The sequence below is a fragment of the Pseudoalteromonas sp. S327 genome, from assembly GCF_005886415.1.
Lineage (GTDB): Bacteria > Pseudomonadota > Gammaproteobacteria > Enterobacterales > Alteromonadaceae > Pseudoalteromonas > Pseudoalteromonas atlantica.
Window position 1 is genome coordinate 1 of record NZ_PNDP01000073.1, and the last position, 19,849, is coordinate 19,849.

General features: G+C 41.3%; 13 protein-coding genes. 5 read left to right on the forward strand and 8 right to left on the reverse strand.

Annotated features, from left to right (window positions below; genetic code table 11):
• Positions 1–604 precede the first annotated feature (604 nt).
• The 6 genes from CWB60_RS18940 to CWB60_RS18965 all read right to left on the reverse strand — a co-directional run bounded on the left by CWB60_RS18940 (position 605) and on the right by CWB60_RS18965 (position 9,148).
• Positions 605–1,171: a hypothetical protein gene (locus tag CWB60_RS18940; RefSeq protein WP_138578496.1), complete on the reverse strand. Its 567-nt coding sequence runs from the start codon at positions 1,169–1,171 to the stop codon at positions 605–607.
• A 319-nt stretch (positions 1,172–1,490) separates the two neighbouring features.
• A complete protein-coding gene (locus CWB60_RS18945) occupies positions 1,491–2,777 on the reverse strand; it encodes a sensor histidine kinase (RefSeq protein WP_138578494.1) in 1,287 nt (428 codons plus the stop codon).
• Positions 2,774–3,460, reverse strand: coding sequence for a response regulator transcription factor (locus CWB60_RS18950; protein ID WP_138578492.1), 687 nt, complete (start codon positions 3,458–3,460; stop codon positions 2,774–2,776). The genes CWB60_RS18945 and CWB60_RS18950 overlap by 4 nt, the downstream gene beginning before the upstream one ends.
• Positions 3,460–6,645: an efflux RND transporter permease subunit gene (locus CWB60_RS18955; RefSeq protein ID WP_138578490.1), complete on the reverse strand. Its 3,186-nt coding sequence runs from the start codon at positions 6,643–6,645 to the stop codon at positions 3,460–3,462. The genes CWB60_RS18950 and CWB60_RS18955 overlap by 1 nt, the downstream gene beginning before the upstream one ends.
• On the reverse strand, positions 6,645–7,790 hold the full coding sequence (locus CWB60_RS18960; RefSeq protein WP_138578488.1) for an efflux RND transporter periplasmic adaptor subunit: 1,146 nt from the start codon (positions 7,788–7,790) through the stop codon (positions 6,645–6,647). The genes CWB60_RS18955 and CWB60_RS18960 overlap by 1 nt, the downstream gene beginning before the upstream one ends.
• The gene (locus tag CWB60_RS18965) at positions 7,787–9,148 is read right to left on the reverse strand and encodes a TolC family protein (RefSeq protein ID WP_138578486.1); all 1,362 of its coding nucleotides are present in this window, start codon (positions 9,146–9,148) and stop codon (positions 7,787–7,789) included. Before CWB60_RS18965 ends, CWB60_RS18960 begins: the two co-directional genes overlap by 4 nt.
• A gap of 153 nt (positions 9,149–9,301) precedes the next feature.
• Between CWB60_RS18965 and CWB60_RS18970 the strand changes: the two genes are divergently transcribed.
• The 4 genes from CWB60_RS18970 to CWB60_RS18985 all read left to right on the forward strand — a co-directional run bounded on the left by CWB60_RS18970 (position 9,302) and on the right by CWB60_RS18985 (position 16,691).
• A complete protein-coding gene (locus CWB60_RS18970) occupies positions 9,302–9,994 on the forward strand; it encodes a hypothetical protein (RefSeq protein ID WP_235207540.1) in 693 nt (230 codons plus the stop codon).
• Between the two features lie 194 nt (positions 9,995–10,188).
• Entirely contained in the window at positions 10,189–12,936 is a 2,748-nt protein-coding gene (locus tag CWB60_RS18975) for a cadherin-like domain-containing protein (RefSeq protein ID WP_138578484.1), read from the forward strand.
• Between the two features lie 13 nt (positions 12,937–12,949).
• On the forward strand, positions 12,950–15,628 hold the full coding sequence (locus CWB60_RS18980; protein WP_138578482.1) for a TonB-dependent receptor: 2,679 nt from the start codon (positions 12,950–12,952) through the stop codon (positions 15,626–15,628).
• Positions 15,621–16,691, forward strand: coding sequence for a cytochrome-c peroxidase (locus CWB60_RS18985; protein ID WP_138578480.1), 1,071 nt, complete (start codon positions 15,621–15,623; stop codon positions 16,689–16,691). The genes CWB60_RS18980 and CWB60_RS18985 overlap by 8 nt, the downstream gene beginning before the upstream one ends.
• Before the next feature lie 16 nt (positions 16,692–16,707).
• Here CWB60_RS18985 and CWB60_RS18990 read toward each other — a convergent pair whose 3' ends face one another.
• Both CWB60_RS18990 and CWB60_RS18995 read right to left on the reverse strand, forming a co-directional pair.
• On the reverse strand, positions 16,708–17,235 hold the full coding sequence (locus CWB60_RS18990) for an acyloxyacyl hydrolase (RefSeq protein WP_024033246.1): 528 nt from the start codon (positions 17,233–17,235) through the stop codon (positions 16,708–16,710).
• Positions 17,236–17,402: 167 nt separating this feature from the next.
• On the reverse strand, positions 17,403–18,740 hold the full coding sequence (locus CWB60_RS18995) for an MATE family efflux transporter (RefSeq protein WP_138578478.1): 1,338 nt from the start codon (positions 18,738–18,740) through the stop codon (positions 17,403–17,405).
• A 172-nt stretch (positions 18,741–18,912) separates the two neighbouring features.
• On the opposite strand from CWB60_RS18995, the gene CWB60_RS19000 reads away from it, so the two are divergent.
• On the forward strand, positions 18,913–19,809 hold the full coding sequence (locus CWB60_RS19000; protein WP_039972407.1) for a LysR family transcriptional regulator: 897 nt from the start codon (positions 18,913–18,915) through the stop codon (positions 19,807–19,809).
• The last annotated feature ends 40 nt before the right edge of the window (positions 19,810–19,849 follow it).

A 19,849-nucleotide genomic window follows, 5' to 3' on the forward strand; every position in this document is an offset into this window, starting at 1 on the left:
ATACCAATTCGTTTGATTAAGTGATCTATTTTGGATGATGGAAAAACGTGTTGATAGCTAGGCAAAAAATTCGCTATTTAGTTGTTCTCGGCAATTGCTCCTGCATTGCTCTACCTTCTGCATCTATACAGTCGTAAATGAGAATTTTTTAACTCTGATAGCGACACGTTTTAGCCCCTCAAAATGATTAAGTATTATTGCGGATTGGTATTATATGTAATGCGCCCTAATAGTAATCATAAAAATGCGGCTTAACGTTCATTGCGTTAAGCTGTAGTGGCTCATATCTAAACTGACACTTTTATACGCGGGTTGAAGCTTCATATGGCAGGCAGCTACAGACAAGGAGAGGACGGTCAGAATGATTTAGGTGTGTATAGTATTTAGCGAAAGAGAAACCAACTTAAACAAAAAGTAGTTCGTGCAGTTTCTATAACGATCATTTGCTTTTTGAATTCTGAGTTTTTCCAAATTTATTATTGTTTTTTTCCGTGGTAATTCGCTTGTTTGCTGCACTTTTGTATCAGATTAAAACAGTCGCACTAACATGCCAAATTCCATCGCAGTGCCTTTCTATTTACGTTCAAAATAATTATTGATGGTGTCAAGCCTCTAAACTCTCCACCTCTAGTTTCAGTATTTCAGCGAGTACATCTGAATCATATTGTATTGCGTAATAATCGCTATGACACATTAAAGTGACTCTTTTTTGGGTATTGGTTAGAACGTTTAGCTCAAAATAAGTTCGTGGCGACTCAGTACTATATATTCGTGTCGTAACTAACAGAAGCTTTTCAAACGAATCAAAAGCGACTTTAATTTTCGGATTGTTCGAACTGCCGACATTTAGCACTTTTTCATTTAGATCAAAATAAAATCTTCTTCTGCTTCTTCTGCATATCAAGGTCGTGCCTAAACTAAAGAGTCCCCCCAATGTAAACACGACAATAACGAAATCGGTTTTCGAATCAAGGTTGGGCTCCAACTGCCAAACTTTAGCTGACATAAATATGCACACTGTCCAACAAAAAATATGCAATCCCCATTCAAACAAATAACTTCTAACGTTAGGTGTAATAGTTACTACATCTTTATTTATGGTCAATTTAGCGTTGCAAAAACTAGAAGCAACTAGGTCTCCCGTAATATCAATTTCGTCACTCGCTTTCATATTTAAGCTCTCTTATGAATCGTAGAAACGAGTATAAGAAACAATAACTCTATAGGCTAGATATAATGGCAGCTGTATTTGAGCCTAGTTTTAAGCTTTCCTGGTAGATGTTTTGAAAAAATATGAAATGAGTTTCCGTCAAGATAATTAAATGAGCTGGTCTTTGAGGTGAAAAAATTCTTTATCCCAAGCTTCACATAACTTACATAGCTGTCTATCAGGTAATGTCCAAACCAATTAACCGAAACTGCAAAATCAGATATGAGCTACTAAATTAAGCCGCTTTTTAATACACTTTTAAACCTAATTAACCAAATAACTAACTAAAATCGACCACCACTTCATAGCGCCCTGGCTTGTCGTTTACATCGTAAACCCAGCCGTGGCGTTTAATTATTTTTTCGCTTAATTGCAGGCCTAGTCCGTACCCTATGCTGGCGTGTTTTGCTGAGGGCGAGCTCGCTTTAGGGGCATCGTCTTGCTTACTACAATTAACAATAGTCACTTTACTGCCTTGCTGCGTAATATGTACTTGGCCAAATTGGGTATGTTGGTAGGCATTACGAATTAAATTAGTCAGTACAATGTGGCACGCAGTAGCATCGGTGGTAATAACGCTCTCTTGCTGGGTGTTTAAAACCACCTCAACGTGCTTAGCATTAAGCAAGTAGTTAAGCTCATTACTCAGGGTCGTTATTTTATCACTAAGGTTTACAGGTTCTGGACTACTTTGCTGATCTTCGTTGCGGCTTAGCCATAATAACGTATCGGTTAAATCGCTCATGGTTAAACCGGCGCGCTCTATACGCTCAAGTGTAAGTTGTTGTTTATCACTTAACGGGGCTTTTTCGCTCAGCCGATTGAGTAGCTCAACGTTACTGCGAATAACCGAAATTGGCGTACGCAGCTCGTGGCTGGCATAGCTTAAAAAGCGCTGCTCACGCTCTACGCTTTCATTTGCCGAAAGTAAGCTGCTGCGTATTAATGTGGCTAAAGTGTTTAGTTCGTTATATGTAAAATCAGGCGGTGTTTGCTGCAGATTAGTTTGGTTTAACGATTTAGCCCAACCCCTTAACGACTCCACTGGCTTGGCTATTTTTTTCATTACCATAAACAAAAAAAACGCAAATAACACAATGGCCGCAATGCCTGTAATGGCAATCCATAGCATGCGTTGTTCGGGCTCTATATTAGCGAGCAATTGTGGTTTATCTTTTTCGAGCATAATGCGCGATATATAACGCGGCTCGCCTTCGGGGTTTGGATAATACACCACAAAAAATAAATTTTGTGGCATAGAAAACATCGATGGCCTGTCTTTTGTTTTATGTAAAAACCCCACCTCTGTTGGTTTTTTAAAACGCTGCTGAATTGACGCAGGCATGTCTTCCCAGCGACTTGCTATATTAAAGCCCACCAGCTCTTTTGTTTCCCCAGGCTTTACTTCAGTGGTTTGCGAAAGCTTTAACATAACTCCGTTTAAGCCTTTATCTAGCCCATCAATAAAGTAATTTACACTTAAAAACGAAAAGCCAATGGCCATAGCAGAGCTAAGCACTACCATACTGGCAAAAAAGTAGAGCCTTAAACTAGGCCTTATTTTCATTGTGGTTGCCCTTCATTTGCTGTTATTGCAAAGCCCACACTAGGAATGGTCTCAAGTGTAACTTGGTGTGTGGTGGCTTCTAATTGCTTACGTAAATGATGCACATGCACTTTTAAACTGTTGCTGTCGGGCTGCTCTTCGCCCCATATAGCTTGCATAATGCTACTGCGGGTAACAGGCTGCGGCGCATGGCGTACTAAGGTTTCTAGCAATTTAAATGCAATGGGCGATAACTTTAATGTTTGCCCCTCTACATCGGCACTGCGCTTTGCTAAATCTAAATTTAAATTAGCTAAGGTGAGGCGTTTTGCCTCACCACTTTTGCGCTTTGCCAGCACTTGTAGTACCCGCGCTACTAGCTCTTTCATGGCGAAGGGTTTTACTAAATAGTCGTCGCTACCGGCGGCAAAGCCCTCAAGTTTATTATCGAGGCTATCGCGTGCGGTCAAGATTAATACCGGAATATCTTTACCTTGTTCACGCAATGTTTTGCACATTGTTAAGCCGTCCATTTTGGGCATGTTTACATCTAAAATAATCATTTGATAATCATTAATTTGCAGTAAATTTAAGCCCAAAACGCCGTTGCTTGCATGGTCACACTCAATGTCTTCTATATCGAGGTAATCAACAATTGTTGTTGCCAGGTCTATGTCGTCTTCAACCAGTAGTACGTTTATCATTAAGAGGCAGCTCCTTCGGTGCGTTTACCACTTAAAAAGTCTAACACATTGGCAAGTAAGCGCTTAATGTCTATTTGAATCATTAATAATGCCGGAATAAGGATTAATGTAATAACCGTGGCAAACAAAATACCATAACCAAGTGATGCCGCAGCAGGAATTAAAAACTGTGCCTGCATTGAGGTTTCGCTTAATAACGGCACTAAGCCCGCGTAGGTGGTAATTGAGGTAAGCATTACCGCGCGCAGGCGGCTTGTACACGACTCTACAATGGCATCGTGCGTGCTCATGCCTTCATCTTTTACCAGCTCGTTAAAGCGCGATACCAATAATAGGCTGTCGTTTACAACCACCCCACTGAGCGCCAAAATACCATTTAAAGAAAGTATGCTGATGGTTAAGTCGTTCCACCAATGGCCTAAAATAGCACCCACAATACCAAACGGAATCGCCACCATAATCAACATGGGTTGAATGTACGATTTAAGCGGAATCGCCAGCAATACGTAAATAACTAATAACGCGGCTATAAACATAGTGGCCATTGAGCCTGTTGTTTCGTCTTGCTCTTCGGCTTCTCCGGCAAAGTGAATACTTAAGTTAGGAAATTGCGCGTTAAGCTCAGGCACTAAGTCGCGGCTTAAGTTAGCAACTAATTCGTTAGATGCCACAATGTTTTTATCTACTTGTGCGCTTAAGTAAATTGCACGTAAGCCATCAATGCGGGTTATTTCATCTTGCTGATATTCGCTGCTTATATTGGCTACGTTAACCAAAGGTACTACGGTGCCATCGGGTAACCTAATACGCGATTGCATTATATCGGCTGGTGTTTTACGGGCGTTTTCTGGGTAACGCACACGTACTTTTACTTCGTCTTTATCGCGCTGGTAACGCTGTACAATTGCTCCACCAAAAGCTTGTAATACTTGCTCTGATAGGCTCGCCGTATCCATACCTAAAGCGCGCCCTTGTGCATTTAAGGTAAATTTAAGCTGTGGCTGACCTGGGTTTAAATTATCGTCTATGCCATTAACACCAGCAGTATTTTGTAAGCGCTCTTTAAACAGAGCGCCTGCAGCCATTACAGTTTCGTCATCCCAGGCTTTTAATTCTACTTTAAAGTTATCAACCATTTTACGTGTAGCCAATACTTGTAGTTTTTTGCTGCCCTCTGGCATACCGGCAAGGCGCTGCCATTCTTGTGCAAATTCGCTTGCTGTAAAGTCGCCCTCGTTTAATAGCTCAACACTTACCGTACCGCTAGTATCGCTACTGCTCACTAATTGTAAGCTCGTTATTTCGCTCTCTTGCGAGTCAAACTTATCCATTAAATTTTGCTGGGCTTGTAGTGCACTTTGCTCAAGCGCTAACAAGTTTTTATTAGTTTGCCCATACGCTGCATCGTTTTGCATAACAAGTTCAGCGGTTACGGTATCGCCGGCAATACTTGGGAAAAAACCTACTTTTACTGCACCGGTCATAGGCATGCCAACAACCAGAATAAAAAAGGCCACAAATGCAGCAACAATGGCGTATCTAAATCGTAACGAGTATTCAATAACGCGGCGGTACACTTTATCGCTAAACCAAGTTAGACCGCTGTCGGCGCCATGCTGCACCTTTGACCACAAGCCACTAAGACCCGACTTTAACTGGCGTTTAGTGCTTACGTGGGCTAAATGCGACGGTAAAATAAGTTTTGATTCAACAACCGAAAGCAGTAAACAAATCGTCACTACGGTCGCAAACTGTGAGTAAATTTTACCTAAGTTGCCAGATACATTCGAAAGCGCAACAAACGCCGCTACCGTGGTTAATACCCCAAATATGGTGGGTACAGCCACCTTCATGGTGCCTAAAATCGTGTTATTAAGGGTGTCGCCGTGTTTTTTGCGAGTGGTGTAAATACTCTCCCCCACAACCACGGCATCGTCGACCACGATCCCCAGCGCCATAATAAAACCAAAGGTGGTCATTTCATTTATGGTCAGTGCGGTGTAGCTGTCGGTCATAAAGTACAGCGTGCCAAAAAATACAAATGGCAAGCCACCTGCAACCCATAGCGCAACGCGTACATTTAAAAATATCGCTAAAATAACAAACACCATAATAATACCGGTTACGGCATTTTTAGTAAGCAGCGATAGGCGCTCGGTGATCATGGTGCTTTTGTCGTGCCAGCTTTCAAGCTCTACATTTTGCGGTAATAAGCCGCGCTCGTGCCATGTATCAATTACGCTTTGTGCTTGCTCAACTATGGTGGTTATATCGCTATTTTCATCCATTAAAATTTCAATGCCTACGGCATTTTGTTGGTTATAACGACTTAGTGAGTTGGTATCTTCTGCGAATGTGTCGGTAACGGTTGCTACATCACCTAATTTAATTTGTGTGCCTGATTGCGTTGTAAGTAACACTATATTGGCAAAGTCGCGCTGCCAGTAAGCTTGATCGGCCGCTTTTAGGCGCATTATTTTATTGCTATCGCGCAAGCTAGTAGAAAGCGGGCTCGATGATTCGTTGTTAATCACCTCGCTTACATCGCTAATTGTTAAACCGTAGGCTTGTAGTTTACCTTCGTCGATTTCTACCGACATCATAGGGTCAAGCACGCCCGATTGCTCTACATCGCTAATGCCCGATTTAGCTAATAAATCGGCTTTTAGTTTTTCACCTAGGTTTTGCAACGTATGGCGGTCGGCATCACCAAACAATTGTAAGGTTAATGCGTGATCTTGCCTACGCGCTTTGTCGATCACCGGCTCTTCGGCATCTGCCGGAAAGTTATTTATGGCATCAACTTGGTTTTTAACATCGGTGAGTAGCTCATCAAGCGAGTAATCGGTTTTTTTCTCAATGCTTACATGACTGCCGCTGGCATCGGATGTAGAGGTAATGCGCTTAATACCCGGTACGGTTTCAAGGGCTTCTTCTACTTTTAGGGCGATGCCTTCTTCTGCTTGTAAGGCATCGCCACTGTCGTAAACCACCGATACTGAAATAGTATCTGGCTCAAGGCTTGGAAACGCCTCTTTACGCAAAGTAGAAAGCGACATTATGCCCATTACTATTACGCTAATGAGTAATAAATTGGCGGCCACTGAGTTGTTAGCAAACCAGCTAATAATGCCGTGCAAAGGGTTAGTATTATTAGGTAATTGCGGTGCTTGATGCGGGCTCATTATGGCATCTCCTCAACAATTGGGTTTACTAACATATCGTTTAAGTAGCTTACGAGTGGGCGAGCCACCACACGTAAATTAGTGTGTCCTTCAATAGGAGAGATATAAACGTAATCACCGCGCTCAAATAGTTTTTGCGCTTGAATGCTCATTAACGTGTTTTGCTCGTTTACGTACCAAATTAAGCCCTCTTGCGATACTGCTGAGGCGGGTAATTTAATTACGTTGTTAAGCGCTTTACCAGCAATTTGTACCGCTAAAAATGTACCTGGTAACAATGGTGTTGCTTGCTCAAAAGGTTTGTCTAGCGCAACCACTACACTGCGCTGGCGTGAGCTATCGTCAAGGTGCTGCTCAAAACGAGCAATGTAACCTTGCCACTGATTCTGTGTTGTTACATCACTTAAAATAACCTCGCCCGACTTATCGCTTGCCAGGTTTTGCCATTGGCTTAATGAAAGCGGTACGCTAATTTCTACTTTGTCGGTGCTGTTTAATGTAGCCAGTGTATCGCCGATGCTTACGTAAGTGCCTAAATCTACATCGCGCGATAAAATAACAGCATCAAACGGCGCACTTATATGGGTGTTTTTTTCATCACGCTGCGCAGTTTGGAGTGCGTATTGGGCGTTATCGGCCGTTGCTTGGGCAGCTTCTAGCTGTAGCGTTCTAAATACTAAAGGCGAGCTTGGTGCTTGTGTTACACCCGAGCGCTGCCATTCACGCTTTGCTTGGTTTCCTAAGTCTTGCTCTTCTTGTAGGGCAAGTTTGGCATCTGCTAATGTGGCTTTAGCGCTCGCAACTGCTTGTAAGTATTCGGTGTTATCTATTTGTGCAAGCACTTGGCCTTTTTTAACTACATTACCGGTAGCAAATTGCTCGCTCATATTCGTTATTTCGCCCTTAACTTGTGCTTTTAAGCTAAGCGCCCAGTGTGCTTTAGCCTCACCGTGGCCGCTAACATAGGCTTGATACGTACTTGGCACAGCGTTAATAACCAATACATTGGGTGCCACAGATTTAGCCGGCTCAGGCTTTGGGCCATTTGCTTGCTGCGCCATTTTTTGGCCGTTATATGAAATAGCAAGCCCTATACAAACAATGGCAACAAGAGTTACAACAACAGGTACTGGCGAAATTTTCATGACGATACTCCAAGGCCCAAGGCAAGGCCTAAATCTATACGGTTAGTTAAAAGGGTGTAATTTATTTGGCTAAGCTGAGCTTGTAGGTCGTACACCTGCTGCTGCACGGTTAGTAAGTCTAAAATATCAACCAAACCTTGCTGGTATTTGCTTTGGTAGTTGCTATAACTGCGCTTAGCACTGGCAAGTGCTTTACTAATTTGTAGCTGCTGCTGTGTTAATGATTGCTCTTGGCCTAGTTCATTTTCTACTTCGTTTACGGCGCTAAGTAGCGTGTCTTGGTATTCCCAAAAGGCTTGTTCGGCATTTAATTTTGCAATATCAACTTGTGCACGAAGTGCCCCGCCTTGAAACAACGGCGCACTTAAACTGCCTAATAAGTTCCAAACTGGGCTGGTTAATAATGCTTGGCTGGGTGTGGCTGCTAAATCGCTAAGCGATGCCGAAAGCGTAATGCTTGGCAGTAAATCTTTGTAAGCTACATCCACTAAATAACGTTTAGATTGAATATTGTAATAGGCACTTTGTAAATCGGGGCGACGCGCTAAATCTTGCTCTGGTAACGCGCTTAGCGGCTCAATAACCTCAGGTAAAACAGAGGTAGTAGGTAAGTTTTCAAGTTTATCAACGCCCACTAATAATACTAAAGCGCGTTTAGCTTGTGCTATTTGTTCTTGATAATCGGCAATAGTGGCTCGGGTTGAAGCGGTATTTGTACGCGCGGTATCAAGGGCTTCTAAATCACCTAAGCCGTATTGGTAACGCTCAACAATACTTTGCTCGTTATTTTCTAAAACCGTTAAGCGCTGCTGCTCTATGTTAAGTAAATCTTGCTGCAAAATAATGTTTAAATACGTGCGCATCACGCTGGCTACTAAGGTGTCTTTAGCGCCTTGGTAAGTGGCCTGATTACTGGCTATGGTCATGTCTTGCGCGGCTACGTTATCAGCAATTTTTTGCCATACGTCGGCCTCCCAGCTAACCCCTAGTAATGAGCTGTACTGTGTGCCAGTTGTTTCGTTGCGCTGAGCGTCAAAATCGGCATCTACACTAAACCACTGGCTTGCTGCGGTAACATCGCGCTGCGCATAAGCAAGTTTTAGCGCCACATGCACTTGGTTAAACGAAGGATTATTTGCAACGGCTTGGTTAATAAGCGAATCAAGCCCCGCTATATTCACTAAATCAGTGATATAACTTACCTCGGTTGCATCATCTTGTGTGTATTGCCAATTTGCATGCTGCTTTAGCGATTGCTCGGTGCTATTACCTGTATAGCTTGGCTGGCTACTACACGCAGCAAGCGTGCAGCTAAGTGCAAGCAATAAAACCGTTGAGCGCTTTTTAAAATAAACCATTTAACTGTGCCTAATTTACGTCATTACACACAGTGTATTAGGGCAAGGGTTAAGGATGGGTTAAAAGGGGTTAACTTACTTTAGACAAATTAGTATTTGCCTCGTTTAGCCAAATTACGTAGCCTTTGGCAAAAATACTCACTTAAAACTCATATGCATAAATTAATTTTTACCCTTTTTTTAATACTCCCCACGTTATTGCAGGCTCAAGTAACCTTAAGTGATAAAACCATTATATACAGTGGCCAAATCAACAAACAAAATAACAATACGGCAGCTGAGCTTTTAAAAACTAACCCTACAATTAATACATTTACGATTACCAGCGGCGGCGGAAACATAGATTTAGGGATGGACTTAGCCGAATTAATTTTGGCGCATAAGCTAACAGTAAACATAAAGCAGTTTTGCTTTTCGTCGTGTGCTAATTATGTGTTGCTTGCTGGCCACCCTACTACAATTGAGCCCAATACAATTATTGGCTGGCATGGGGATGCAGCCTCAGCTAAGTGGTTAGATAGTGATATTGATGCCATGGTAAAGCACTTAAAAGAGCCACAAAAAAGCCAAAAGTGGCAAACATTACGCGCCCATTACGATGAGGTAATTGCTAAAGCAAGCTTGCGCGAAAAAGCCTTTTACACAAAGCTAAATGTAAATCACGACCTACTCACAGTAGGGCTAAAACCCAGTTTACGCAGCGCCGCCATAAAGCAACGTGCACGTGGCTGGACGTACTCACCTAAGGTGCTTAACTATTTTGGAATTAGCAATATTAGCTATAATAATTGGCAACCTCGTTCAGCTAAAAACTTTCCGCTGCTTATTATTAGCGACTTAAACTAATAACCATCCCCCTCTTTACTAATCTCATTTTTACTCACAATAAAGCCCTGTTAATAGCAGGGTTTTGTGTTTTAGCTGCCTTATAAGTACTTTGTGGATACTCACTATTAATATGACAAATACTTTACACACTTTAAAATCTAATTGATATGCGTTATCATTCGCAACATCATTAACTTTTAATATTAACAATAATGAACAAGCTAATTAAATTTACCCCAATATTATGCGCGCTTGCGTTGGCTGGTTGTGGCGGTGGCTCGGGTAATACTGCTCCACAGTTTTCTCAACCTAATTTAAGTTTTACTGTAAACGAAGACACCACTTTTTTAGGCCAAGTAACAGCCACCGACGACGAGGCACTTAGCTACACATTAGCAAACGCGCCAAGTAATGGGACGATAGCGATAGAAGCAAATGGTGAGTTTACGTATACGCCTAACGCCGATTTTTTTGGTAGCGATAGTGCTTCAATTTCAGCTAGCGATGGCTCTCTTAGTTCAAATGTAACGCTAAACTTTACGGTCGAAAATGTTAATGATACGCCGGTATTACAAACAACAAACGTATTTGTTACCTCATCATCAACAACAGAGGGGACTATTAATGTAGTTGATGCCGATGGAGATGAAATAACATTTACGCTGGTAACCTCCCCTGAAAGTGGTGTAATTACAATAAACGAAAGCACGGGCGAGTTTATCTTTGAAGCGCAAACATTAAGTTCAGTTAATGAAGCATTCGTAATAAGCTATACGGATGGCGTAATTGATGAACCAATTACGGCCAGTATTACACTAAGCCCTTCTTATGTAACAAATGAAGACAAACGTAATTTTTACTACAGCTCTAGTAAATCACACTTAAAACAAGCCGATATTGTAAACGAAAGCATTAACGATGAAATTTCACGTTATACCGTATACCAAGTTCAAGCAGCGGCGTATGCACGTGCTGGGTTTTTAGATACAGCCGAAGACTATTTATTACTCATTAACGAGCAAACAGCTCTTGCTGGAGGCCTAAGAGATGTAGGTGTTGCGTTAGATAGCATCAATGAAATAGAGCAAGGTGCACAATACCGCTCACGCGCCTTAGCTGCTTACAACCAATATTTAGCTGAAAAAGGGTTTGAAAACATCAACCGTAACGATGCAGCCTGGTTACTTGGTTTAGTAAATGATTATATGGATGTTGGTCAAACCGATGAAGCAGAAACACTGCTGGAAACTATTAACAGTTATGCAGAGATAGTACGTGAAGAGCAATATTCAACAACATATGGTTACTTTCAAACAGCATTTAAAAATGCAGCCGAAGGTGCATTAGATGTATATGCTGCAAACCCAACTGATGCCAATCAACTCACAGCACAAACTTTTGCTACTGCACTAGTAAATATTTCAAGTAACACAGGTTACCAAATTCAAGGTGGTAGTGGCGAGTATGCGGGTGAAAGAGTAGAGAAACTAAGAGCTCTTTATACTGCATGGGCAGCTGAGGTTTTATTTCGAGCCAACTCGCTTGAACTAGCCCGTGAATACGTAAACCTAGCGCTGTCGTTTTATGGTGTAACGGGCATAGATAGCAACTATGAGTTTGCTGCTTCAGAATACTCTGAGGCCAATTTAGGTACTTATACCTATCCACTACAAACTCTAGCCGGATTACTAGAAGGCCTTTATGACCTCGAAGAAAACCCTGCGTTTGCCTTACTTTCATCTGATTTTGATATCAGTGGTGCTAAACAAATTATGTACAGTTTTAGTATAACTAAAAGCATTATAGCGGGTTCATCTGTAGCTGATGCAACGGCTGAAGCCTTCACCTATTTTACAGAGGAAAGTGATTATAATGAGTTTTTTAGAAGTCTAACCAAAACATCAAATAACGCGGGAACAGCACAAGTTCTACATCAGTTTGGCTTTACAGAACAGGCTAAAGACGTATTAACTTATGCTGGTGAGTTTATTTCATCTGACGAGTACATAAGTGCAGAGTCATCTGCTTCTTTCTTAGCGGGTTCTAATGGATGTGGTTTACTGGTTAGCATTAGCGAAGAAATTGGCGCAGATTCTGCTGCTGCCGCAAATCGCTGTTTAACCATGTTAAATAAACTAAATACAGGCACATTACGAACTTTAACCGACACTTCTGCAATTACTGTTCATAACAATGTAATGGTATCACTTGACCGCGGTGGTTTGACTGACGAGATTGCCGCAGTAAATACGCAATTACTAAGTAAAATTAGTGTATTAGATGACATTGAAGATCGGTTTGAGTACAGCTTAGAAACATTAGGTTATTTAGTCGATGCTGGTTTTACTGATTTAGCCTTAACTACATTTAATAGTGCGATAGCTGAAGTAAACGAAAATTTAAGCACGTTAACAAGCGACCAATTGCTGGATATACTTGAAGCCCTTAAAAAAGAAACGGTCTCACTTAGTGCTCCAACAACTGGCTTTTGGGAACGTTACAGCATGCTTTCTAGCATGGGGGCTAATGCCGGCAGTATTACTGACTTTGCCAGCACTTACAGTAGTGTGAAAACACAAACCTCAGCACTTCTCGCTGATATTGAAACGCTTATTTTAGCGCAAGCCGATACTGTCATTATTGAAGCTATGGAAGATTTAGTCGAAGCACATACCTTACTTGACGAATACGAGCAAGCAACAGAGCTTGTAACTAACGATGTGAACGGTGAAGCCGACCAACTTGACCTTTACACCACAATGGCTGAATTAATTGCAAGCAAAGATGACTTTAGAGATAACCGTGTTGCCAGTGTTGATACTGATAACGACGGGCTTCCAAACTTCTTCTTAGCAAATGTAACTGATGAAGATATTGCCGCTTCGGGTTTAACAGCCGATGAAGATGCTGACAACGATGGTATTGCTGATAGCGAAGACAGCACTCCAATTGGCAACTAAATAAGAGAAAACAATGCAGACACGTTATATTTATGCGTGTCTGTTTTTGCTTGCCCATAATTCATATGGTGCGACCGAGCAAAAACAGACTCCTCCCCCACCTGAAGATTGCAGCACACTCACTGATGAAAAAAAAAGTTTATGTGAAGCTATCGAACACATCGAAGTTAAAGGCCAATTTATAGGGATAGAAGTTCCTGAAGTTATTGGTCGTTCGTATTTAGACCGCAGTTTTATTGATGCAACAGCCAAAGGGAATGGCGACATAAATGAGCTAATTGCACTTTTACCAGGCGTACAATTAAGCAATGAGGCATTAAGCATTGAAAGCTTAGCAGAGATAAGTGCGCCAGAAATATCCATCTCAGGTGCCCAGCCTTGGCAAACAGGTTTTTCACTTGATGGTATGAACTACAATAATCGTATTGATCCCGCCAGTAGTAGCCGCTTAACATCATCAAGTAATGACGTATCAGGCGGTGTGCAAAGCATGAATGTAAACTCTGATGTAGTTGAGTCTATTACTGTTTATGACCATAACATTCCGGCTGAGTTTGGTGGCTTTTCTGGCGGTGTGGTTGATACCAAAACAAAAGAAACGTTTGGCAAAGATAGTTTTAGTTTTACTGTACGCGGGAATCACAGTGATTGGGCTGATTATCATTATATTCAAGCCGACAATGAAACTGAGCAAAGTAGTACAGATGAAGCAGAATTAGAGGCTCCAGTATACGAAAAAATAAGCTATTCATTGAGCGGTAAAAAGCAACTTAATAAACGCCACGGTGTGATGTTTAGTTTAAATTACCTTAACAGTGATATAAGTGACTTATCACTGGGGCAAACAAAAACCCAAAGCCGCCGTAACATTAACGCTATATTTAAATATGGTTATAAGAACGGCTGGGTTGATAATTTTACGATAAGTATGATCTATTCTCCCTACGAGGTGAATGGTTTTATTACTGATGCACTTGATAGTGACTATCAGTTAGAAGGTGGCGCATATGGTAGCGCAATACAATTAAAGCAAGATTTTAAATATGTAACATGGGCAAGTAATTTAAGCTTTAACATAAGTGATAGTAGCCGAGATGGCCCAGCGCATTTTTATAATTGGCTACAAACAAAAGGAAAAGACTGGGGACAATACGCTAACCAAGGCGATGCAGACGAACGCTTTTCACGCCAAGGTGGTTATGGCGCGTTAGATAACCGCCAATTCACCACCAATTGGAAAAATACATTTAATTTAGACACTTTTAAATTTTTAGGGTTAACCCACTCAGTTGTGGCTGGTGCAGAAATTAAATATCAGCAAATAGAACGTGAGCGCTTTCAAGATGGCTATAACTACAGTTCGCCTGTTATATGGTCTAGTGCTAGTACACCACTTAATTGCAGTGGTTATTCACTTGATTGTCAAGCACTCGAAACCCTCATCCCTATAGAAAAATTAGCTGAGCAATTAGGCGGTGAGATTGACTTTAACAACTCGGAACACGTCACCGCATACAGTAATAATATAACTACTACAGCGCAATTTTTTAAAGGCCGAACTGTTAGCCCTGCTGAATACATAGATGTAAATTTAAATCGCAACGCACTCTACGTTACCGACCATATTAACTACGGCAAACTGGATGTGAATTTAGGTATGCGCTACAGCTATGATGACTTTTTACAAAACCATGATGTAGCACCGCGAATTTCAATAGGGTACGACGTATTTGATAATAAAAAAACCATTATTAGTGCCGGCCTAAGCCGATATTACGACTCCGCTATTATCAGTTATAAAATTAAAGAACAACAACAGTTTTCTTATCTACAATATAGGCCTATCGAAAGTGGCTACTTACAAAACTGGTTAGATTCAAATTACACTGGCAGCTTTAAATATCGTTTTAATGACGTTGATACCCCTTACGATGATGAATTTGCACTGGGTATCGCTCACGCATTTGAGACAATTGGTAATATTTCTTTAAAATACGTAAAGCGAAAAAAACATCAGCAGTTCTCTCGCACAACCTCAGACGAAACAGATCTTGATGGGTACACTTATATTGATATTAGTAATGAAGGAACGGGAAGTTCAGAACGTATTTCACTAGCATGGAGCGCTCAATTTGGTGCCCATTCTGTATGGGCAAATACATCGTATGCCGAAAACGAAATATCAAATGACAATTATAATGCAACCGTAGATAACACCCCACTCGATGAACTAGTTTACTATGTTAATGCAAAAGATGAAGGTTCACTGGTCACATTGAGTCAACTATCTCAGATACGAACTAATTTTGGAGCACCTATCACAGCAGCCTTAGGCTGGAACGTAGATTGGGTCGATTCATTTAGCACTGGATTAAATATCTCATATTCAGGTAGCTACGATACAGCTGTAAGTACAGGAGGAAGCGAAAGTATAGATATAGAAGATGTCTGTGCTAGCTGTCCAGTTGTTTCCACTCTATTTGATGTTTATCAGGAACAGACTATACGTGCTAGAACAATGCTAAACCTAAGTTTAAAATACAAACATAAACTGACCAGCAACCAAAGCTTAGAGTTACGTGCTGATATTTCTAATTTATTAAATACGAGAACGTATACAGTAGCAGAGGGCGCATCAGGTATTGAGCCTGGTCGAGTATTTTGGTTAGGGCTGAGCTACAAATATGATTAAAGTTATTTTTGTAGCCCTTGCTGTATTCTTATTTACGGCTGATTCTAAAGCTTTAAACAATAAAGACTTACGTGCTTTGTATAGTAAAGGCCAAGCTCATTGGCCTGCTATTCAAACCAGTGACGGAAGAAGCGTTGAGCCCATGTCGCTTTTGCCTGTAGCATCGCCTAAACCGGAGCATGTTGCACTAGGCGATAAGCTTTTTCATGATGTGCAGCTTTCACGTAATAATACCGTTAGCTGCGCCACCTGCCATGAACGCGACAAAGGCTTTCATGATGGCCGTACAACTGCCATAGGCATTGACGAGCAAATAGGCACGCGTAACACCCCCGCAATTTTTGGTATTGATCAATGGCAACATTTTTTTTGGGATGGACGCGCAAGCACCGCTGAGCAGCAAGCACTTATGCCAATAGAAAACCCGATTGAAATGGACTTAGATCCAAAAATAGCCTTAGCCCGAGTAAATAAAGATAAGAGTTACCGTGCATTTAATAAAAGCGCTTTTAATAGCAGCACGTTAACCACTGAGCAAATGGCAAAAGCCTTAGTCGCGTTTGAGCGCACACTATCAGCTCCAAATACTCGCTTTAAACTTTTTATTTTAAGAGTAAAAAGCAGTCCGAAGAAAGCTGTAATGCAACTATCTGATAATGAACTAAACGGCCTACATTTATTTAGAACTAAAGCTAAATGTATGACATGCCATAATGGCCCCCTACTAAGTGATAACAAATTTCACAACACTGGACTCCATTACTACGGCCGACACTTTGAAGATAAGGGCCGCTTTGATGCCACAAATAACCCTGATCATATAGGACAATTTAGAACTCCTTCATTACTAGGTTTAGCAATAAGTTTTCCATGGATGCATAACGGGTTATTTGAAGATTTAACAGGCATCGTGAGTATGTATAACCATGGCGGGGCTAGACCAAGACCACGAAAAAACCAACTAAACGACCCACACTTCCCTAAAACAACCGACCTGCTTATAAAGCTTAATTTAACCAAGCAAGAAAAAGCAGACCTAGTGGCATTTTTACGCATATTATAAATAGTAAGCTACTCACCTAAAGTGCGCGTGAGTAGCTTAGCGATATAAAATCGAGGCCTGGGTTGGGCTTTTTAATACCAGCGTTTGAATAATGAAAATACTTAAGCGACACGCTGTGTTGCTCAGCCTCACCAAACTTCATGGCAATGCCTAGGCGGTCTTCAAACTGGTAATGGGTGCTTATGTTTTTTCCCGCAAATTTGGTGTCGTCTAATAAGCTTAAACCAATACCAAACTCGGCAAAAACGCGGTTCCCAGCAATACTGCCAATAGGATAAAAAATAACAGGCGAAAGCGATAAGCCTAAATTAGCGTCGTAGCGTTTTGGGTCATCGTATTCAAAAAAGTTGGCATTGGCTTCTAGGTAAATCTCTAGCTCTTCAAAGCCTTCTATTTGATAATCTAAGGCATATTGATAAGCCACCTTAATCCCTCGCACGTCTCCTTCACCTTGAATATAGCTCATCGAAAAGTAATCTTGTGCAGCCGTTGCAGCGCCTGCGTATAGCGTTATAGCTATTAAAAACAATTTATAAAGTTTCATGTTATTCACCTCAAGCAGCTCTATTTTTATTGCAATTGCTTGACCTAAACACAGCAAATTTAGCTGCTATAGATTAAGCAATGATTCAATGAGGTGCATACTAATTGCATTTAACTATTTTGATAATTGCAATTTAAGTGGAATAACTTTCTTCAATATATTGATAATTAAACAGTGCTTGAGCGCACGCTAACGTGTGTTGTTAATCGCTTATATTGCTGCTTAAAAAGCTGCCAACCCACAATACCCGACAAGGTATTACCGCATGCCATACCGATAAATAACCCTGTTAAACCGTAAAAATACGAGCCTAACCAAAGTAGTGGTAAGTAACACAAAAATAGCCGCAATATGGAGATAAATAAGGCCGTGGTCGCAAAGCCCAGCGCGTTACATACCGATACCGTGATCATACATACACCCAAAGCCGCGTAGCTCAGAGGCACAAATGCAAAGTAATCTGTTAGGTTAGCTACTATTTCACTATTATTGCTAAGCGCATTTGCAAGCGGGTTAGCCACACCTAGCATAATAACCGCTAATAAAATTTGTATGCCAATTACAAAACCGCACGCAAGTTTTACTACGCTTAATATTTGCCTAAGCTCGCCCCGCCCTTTTAAATTTCCAACAATGGGGGGCAGCGCCATGGTAAGCGCTAAAATTAAAATAATCGCAATATATTCAATACGGTTTGCAAGCCCCCAAGCTGCTACAGCAAACCCACCATACACGGCAATCAATGCCGTTACTATCATGGCTGAAATAGGCGGAATAAACTGTGAAAGTAAAGCTGGCGCCATCATTTTTGCAATGGCTTTTATTGCCTGCCCAGTGCAGTTTTTTAAAACATCAAAGGTTACAAGTTCTCGTTTAATAAGCGTGTAAAACACCACTACTAAGCCTATTGAAAAAGCAACACAGCTTGCCCATGCAGCACCCGCTAACTCCATATCAAAGGTAAACATAAACAATGGATCGAGCGCTATATTTAACACGCTGGTTAGCACCATAATTCGCCCAGGCAATAAGGTTTCGTTATGAGCACGGCAAATGCTGTAACCAAAATAAAGCAGCGCTCCAAGCCAGCAGCTTATTAGCCAAGGCAACCAGTAAAGCTCAGTTAAATTAAATAACGAAGGCGTTGCACCCAGCGCTAAAATTATAGGCTGCTGAAAAAGCCACAACGCCAAGCACAATAGCGTTACTATTACGGTGCCAATAAGTACGATTAAACTACCTAAGTAGCGTGCGTAGTGAACTTTATTTTCCCCAAGTGCAGTAGAAATGGTCGCAGTTGCCGCAATACCTAAGCCTACTTGTACTCCCACAATTACCTGAAAAATAGCAATACTAAAGGCAACTACAGCGAGCGGCTCAGCGCCTAGCTTAGCAATAAAAATACTATCAACCAGCTGGCTTCCCATAATAGAAAACAAGCCAACCAACATAGGCCAGGTTTGCTTAAATAAATACTTTAAAAGTAATGATGTATTACGGCTCATAAGGCAGGCTCACTCTAAACTTAAAAATTTAAACGAGAAAAATACCGAAAAAAAAGGCGCTTATAGTAAGCGCCACAGGAAAAGTCACAATGAATAAGCTGCTAGTATATTTACACAACTAAGTATTGATAATATAGTTGTTTAAATAATCAGTTTATTGAAAAATTTGATAATGAACATTGCCCATTTAAATCTGTTTGTCAGAATCGCAACAACACATAATATTAGCTTAGCTGGCAAGGAGTTAGGTTTGTCGGCCGCGGTTTCTAGTGCCCAAATGAATAAGCTTGAAGAAACGCTCGGCGTTAAACTTATTCATCGTACAACCCGAAAAGTATCGCTAACCGAAGAGGGCCAAGCTTTTTTACCCCACGCCGAGGAAGTGCTTGCCAATGTTGAAATGGCACGCGCCTCGGTAGGTATTGGCAGTGTAACTCCACAAGGAAAATTGCGCATTACTGCTCCTGCTTCGTTCGGGCGTATGCATATTATTCCTGCATTGGCTGGATTTATTGAGCAATACCCCGACCTGACAATTGATTTACGCTTAAGCGATAGCATTATTGATATGGTTGGCGGAGGTTTTGATATAGCAATACGCGACGCCGCATTAAACGACTCAACCCTTATAGCCCGAAAGGTTGCCCGCGATAAACGCTTAATTTGCGCATCGCCTAATTACCTTGCAAAACACGGCACCCCAACAACACCGCAAGATTTAAAAAATCATACCTGTGTTAATTTACATGGTTTAACTACGTGGTCGTTTATTACACCCGAGGGCACACAAAACATTAAAACCAATAACGTATTACAAGCCGATAACGGTGAAGCGGTGCGCGACGCGTGCGTGCAAGGCCTAGGTATTACGTTAATGTCGAGCTGGTGTGCCTATAAAAAACTACAAAGTGGTGAGCTGGTACAAATTTTACAAGACTACCCACTTGCATCCGACACCGCTATTTGGAGTGTTTACCCAAGTTCGCGTTTATTAGCACCAAAAGTAAGGGCCTTTATAGACTACTTTAGCGGCTACTTTGGTGACGAACCCTACTGGGAAAAAATATAATTATTTAACCGTAAAATATAAAAGCACAAACCTAGGTTTG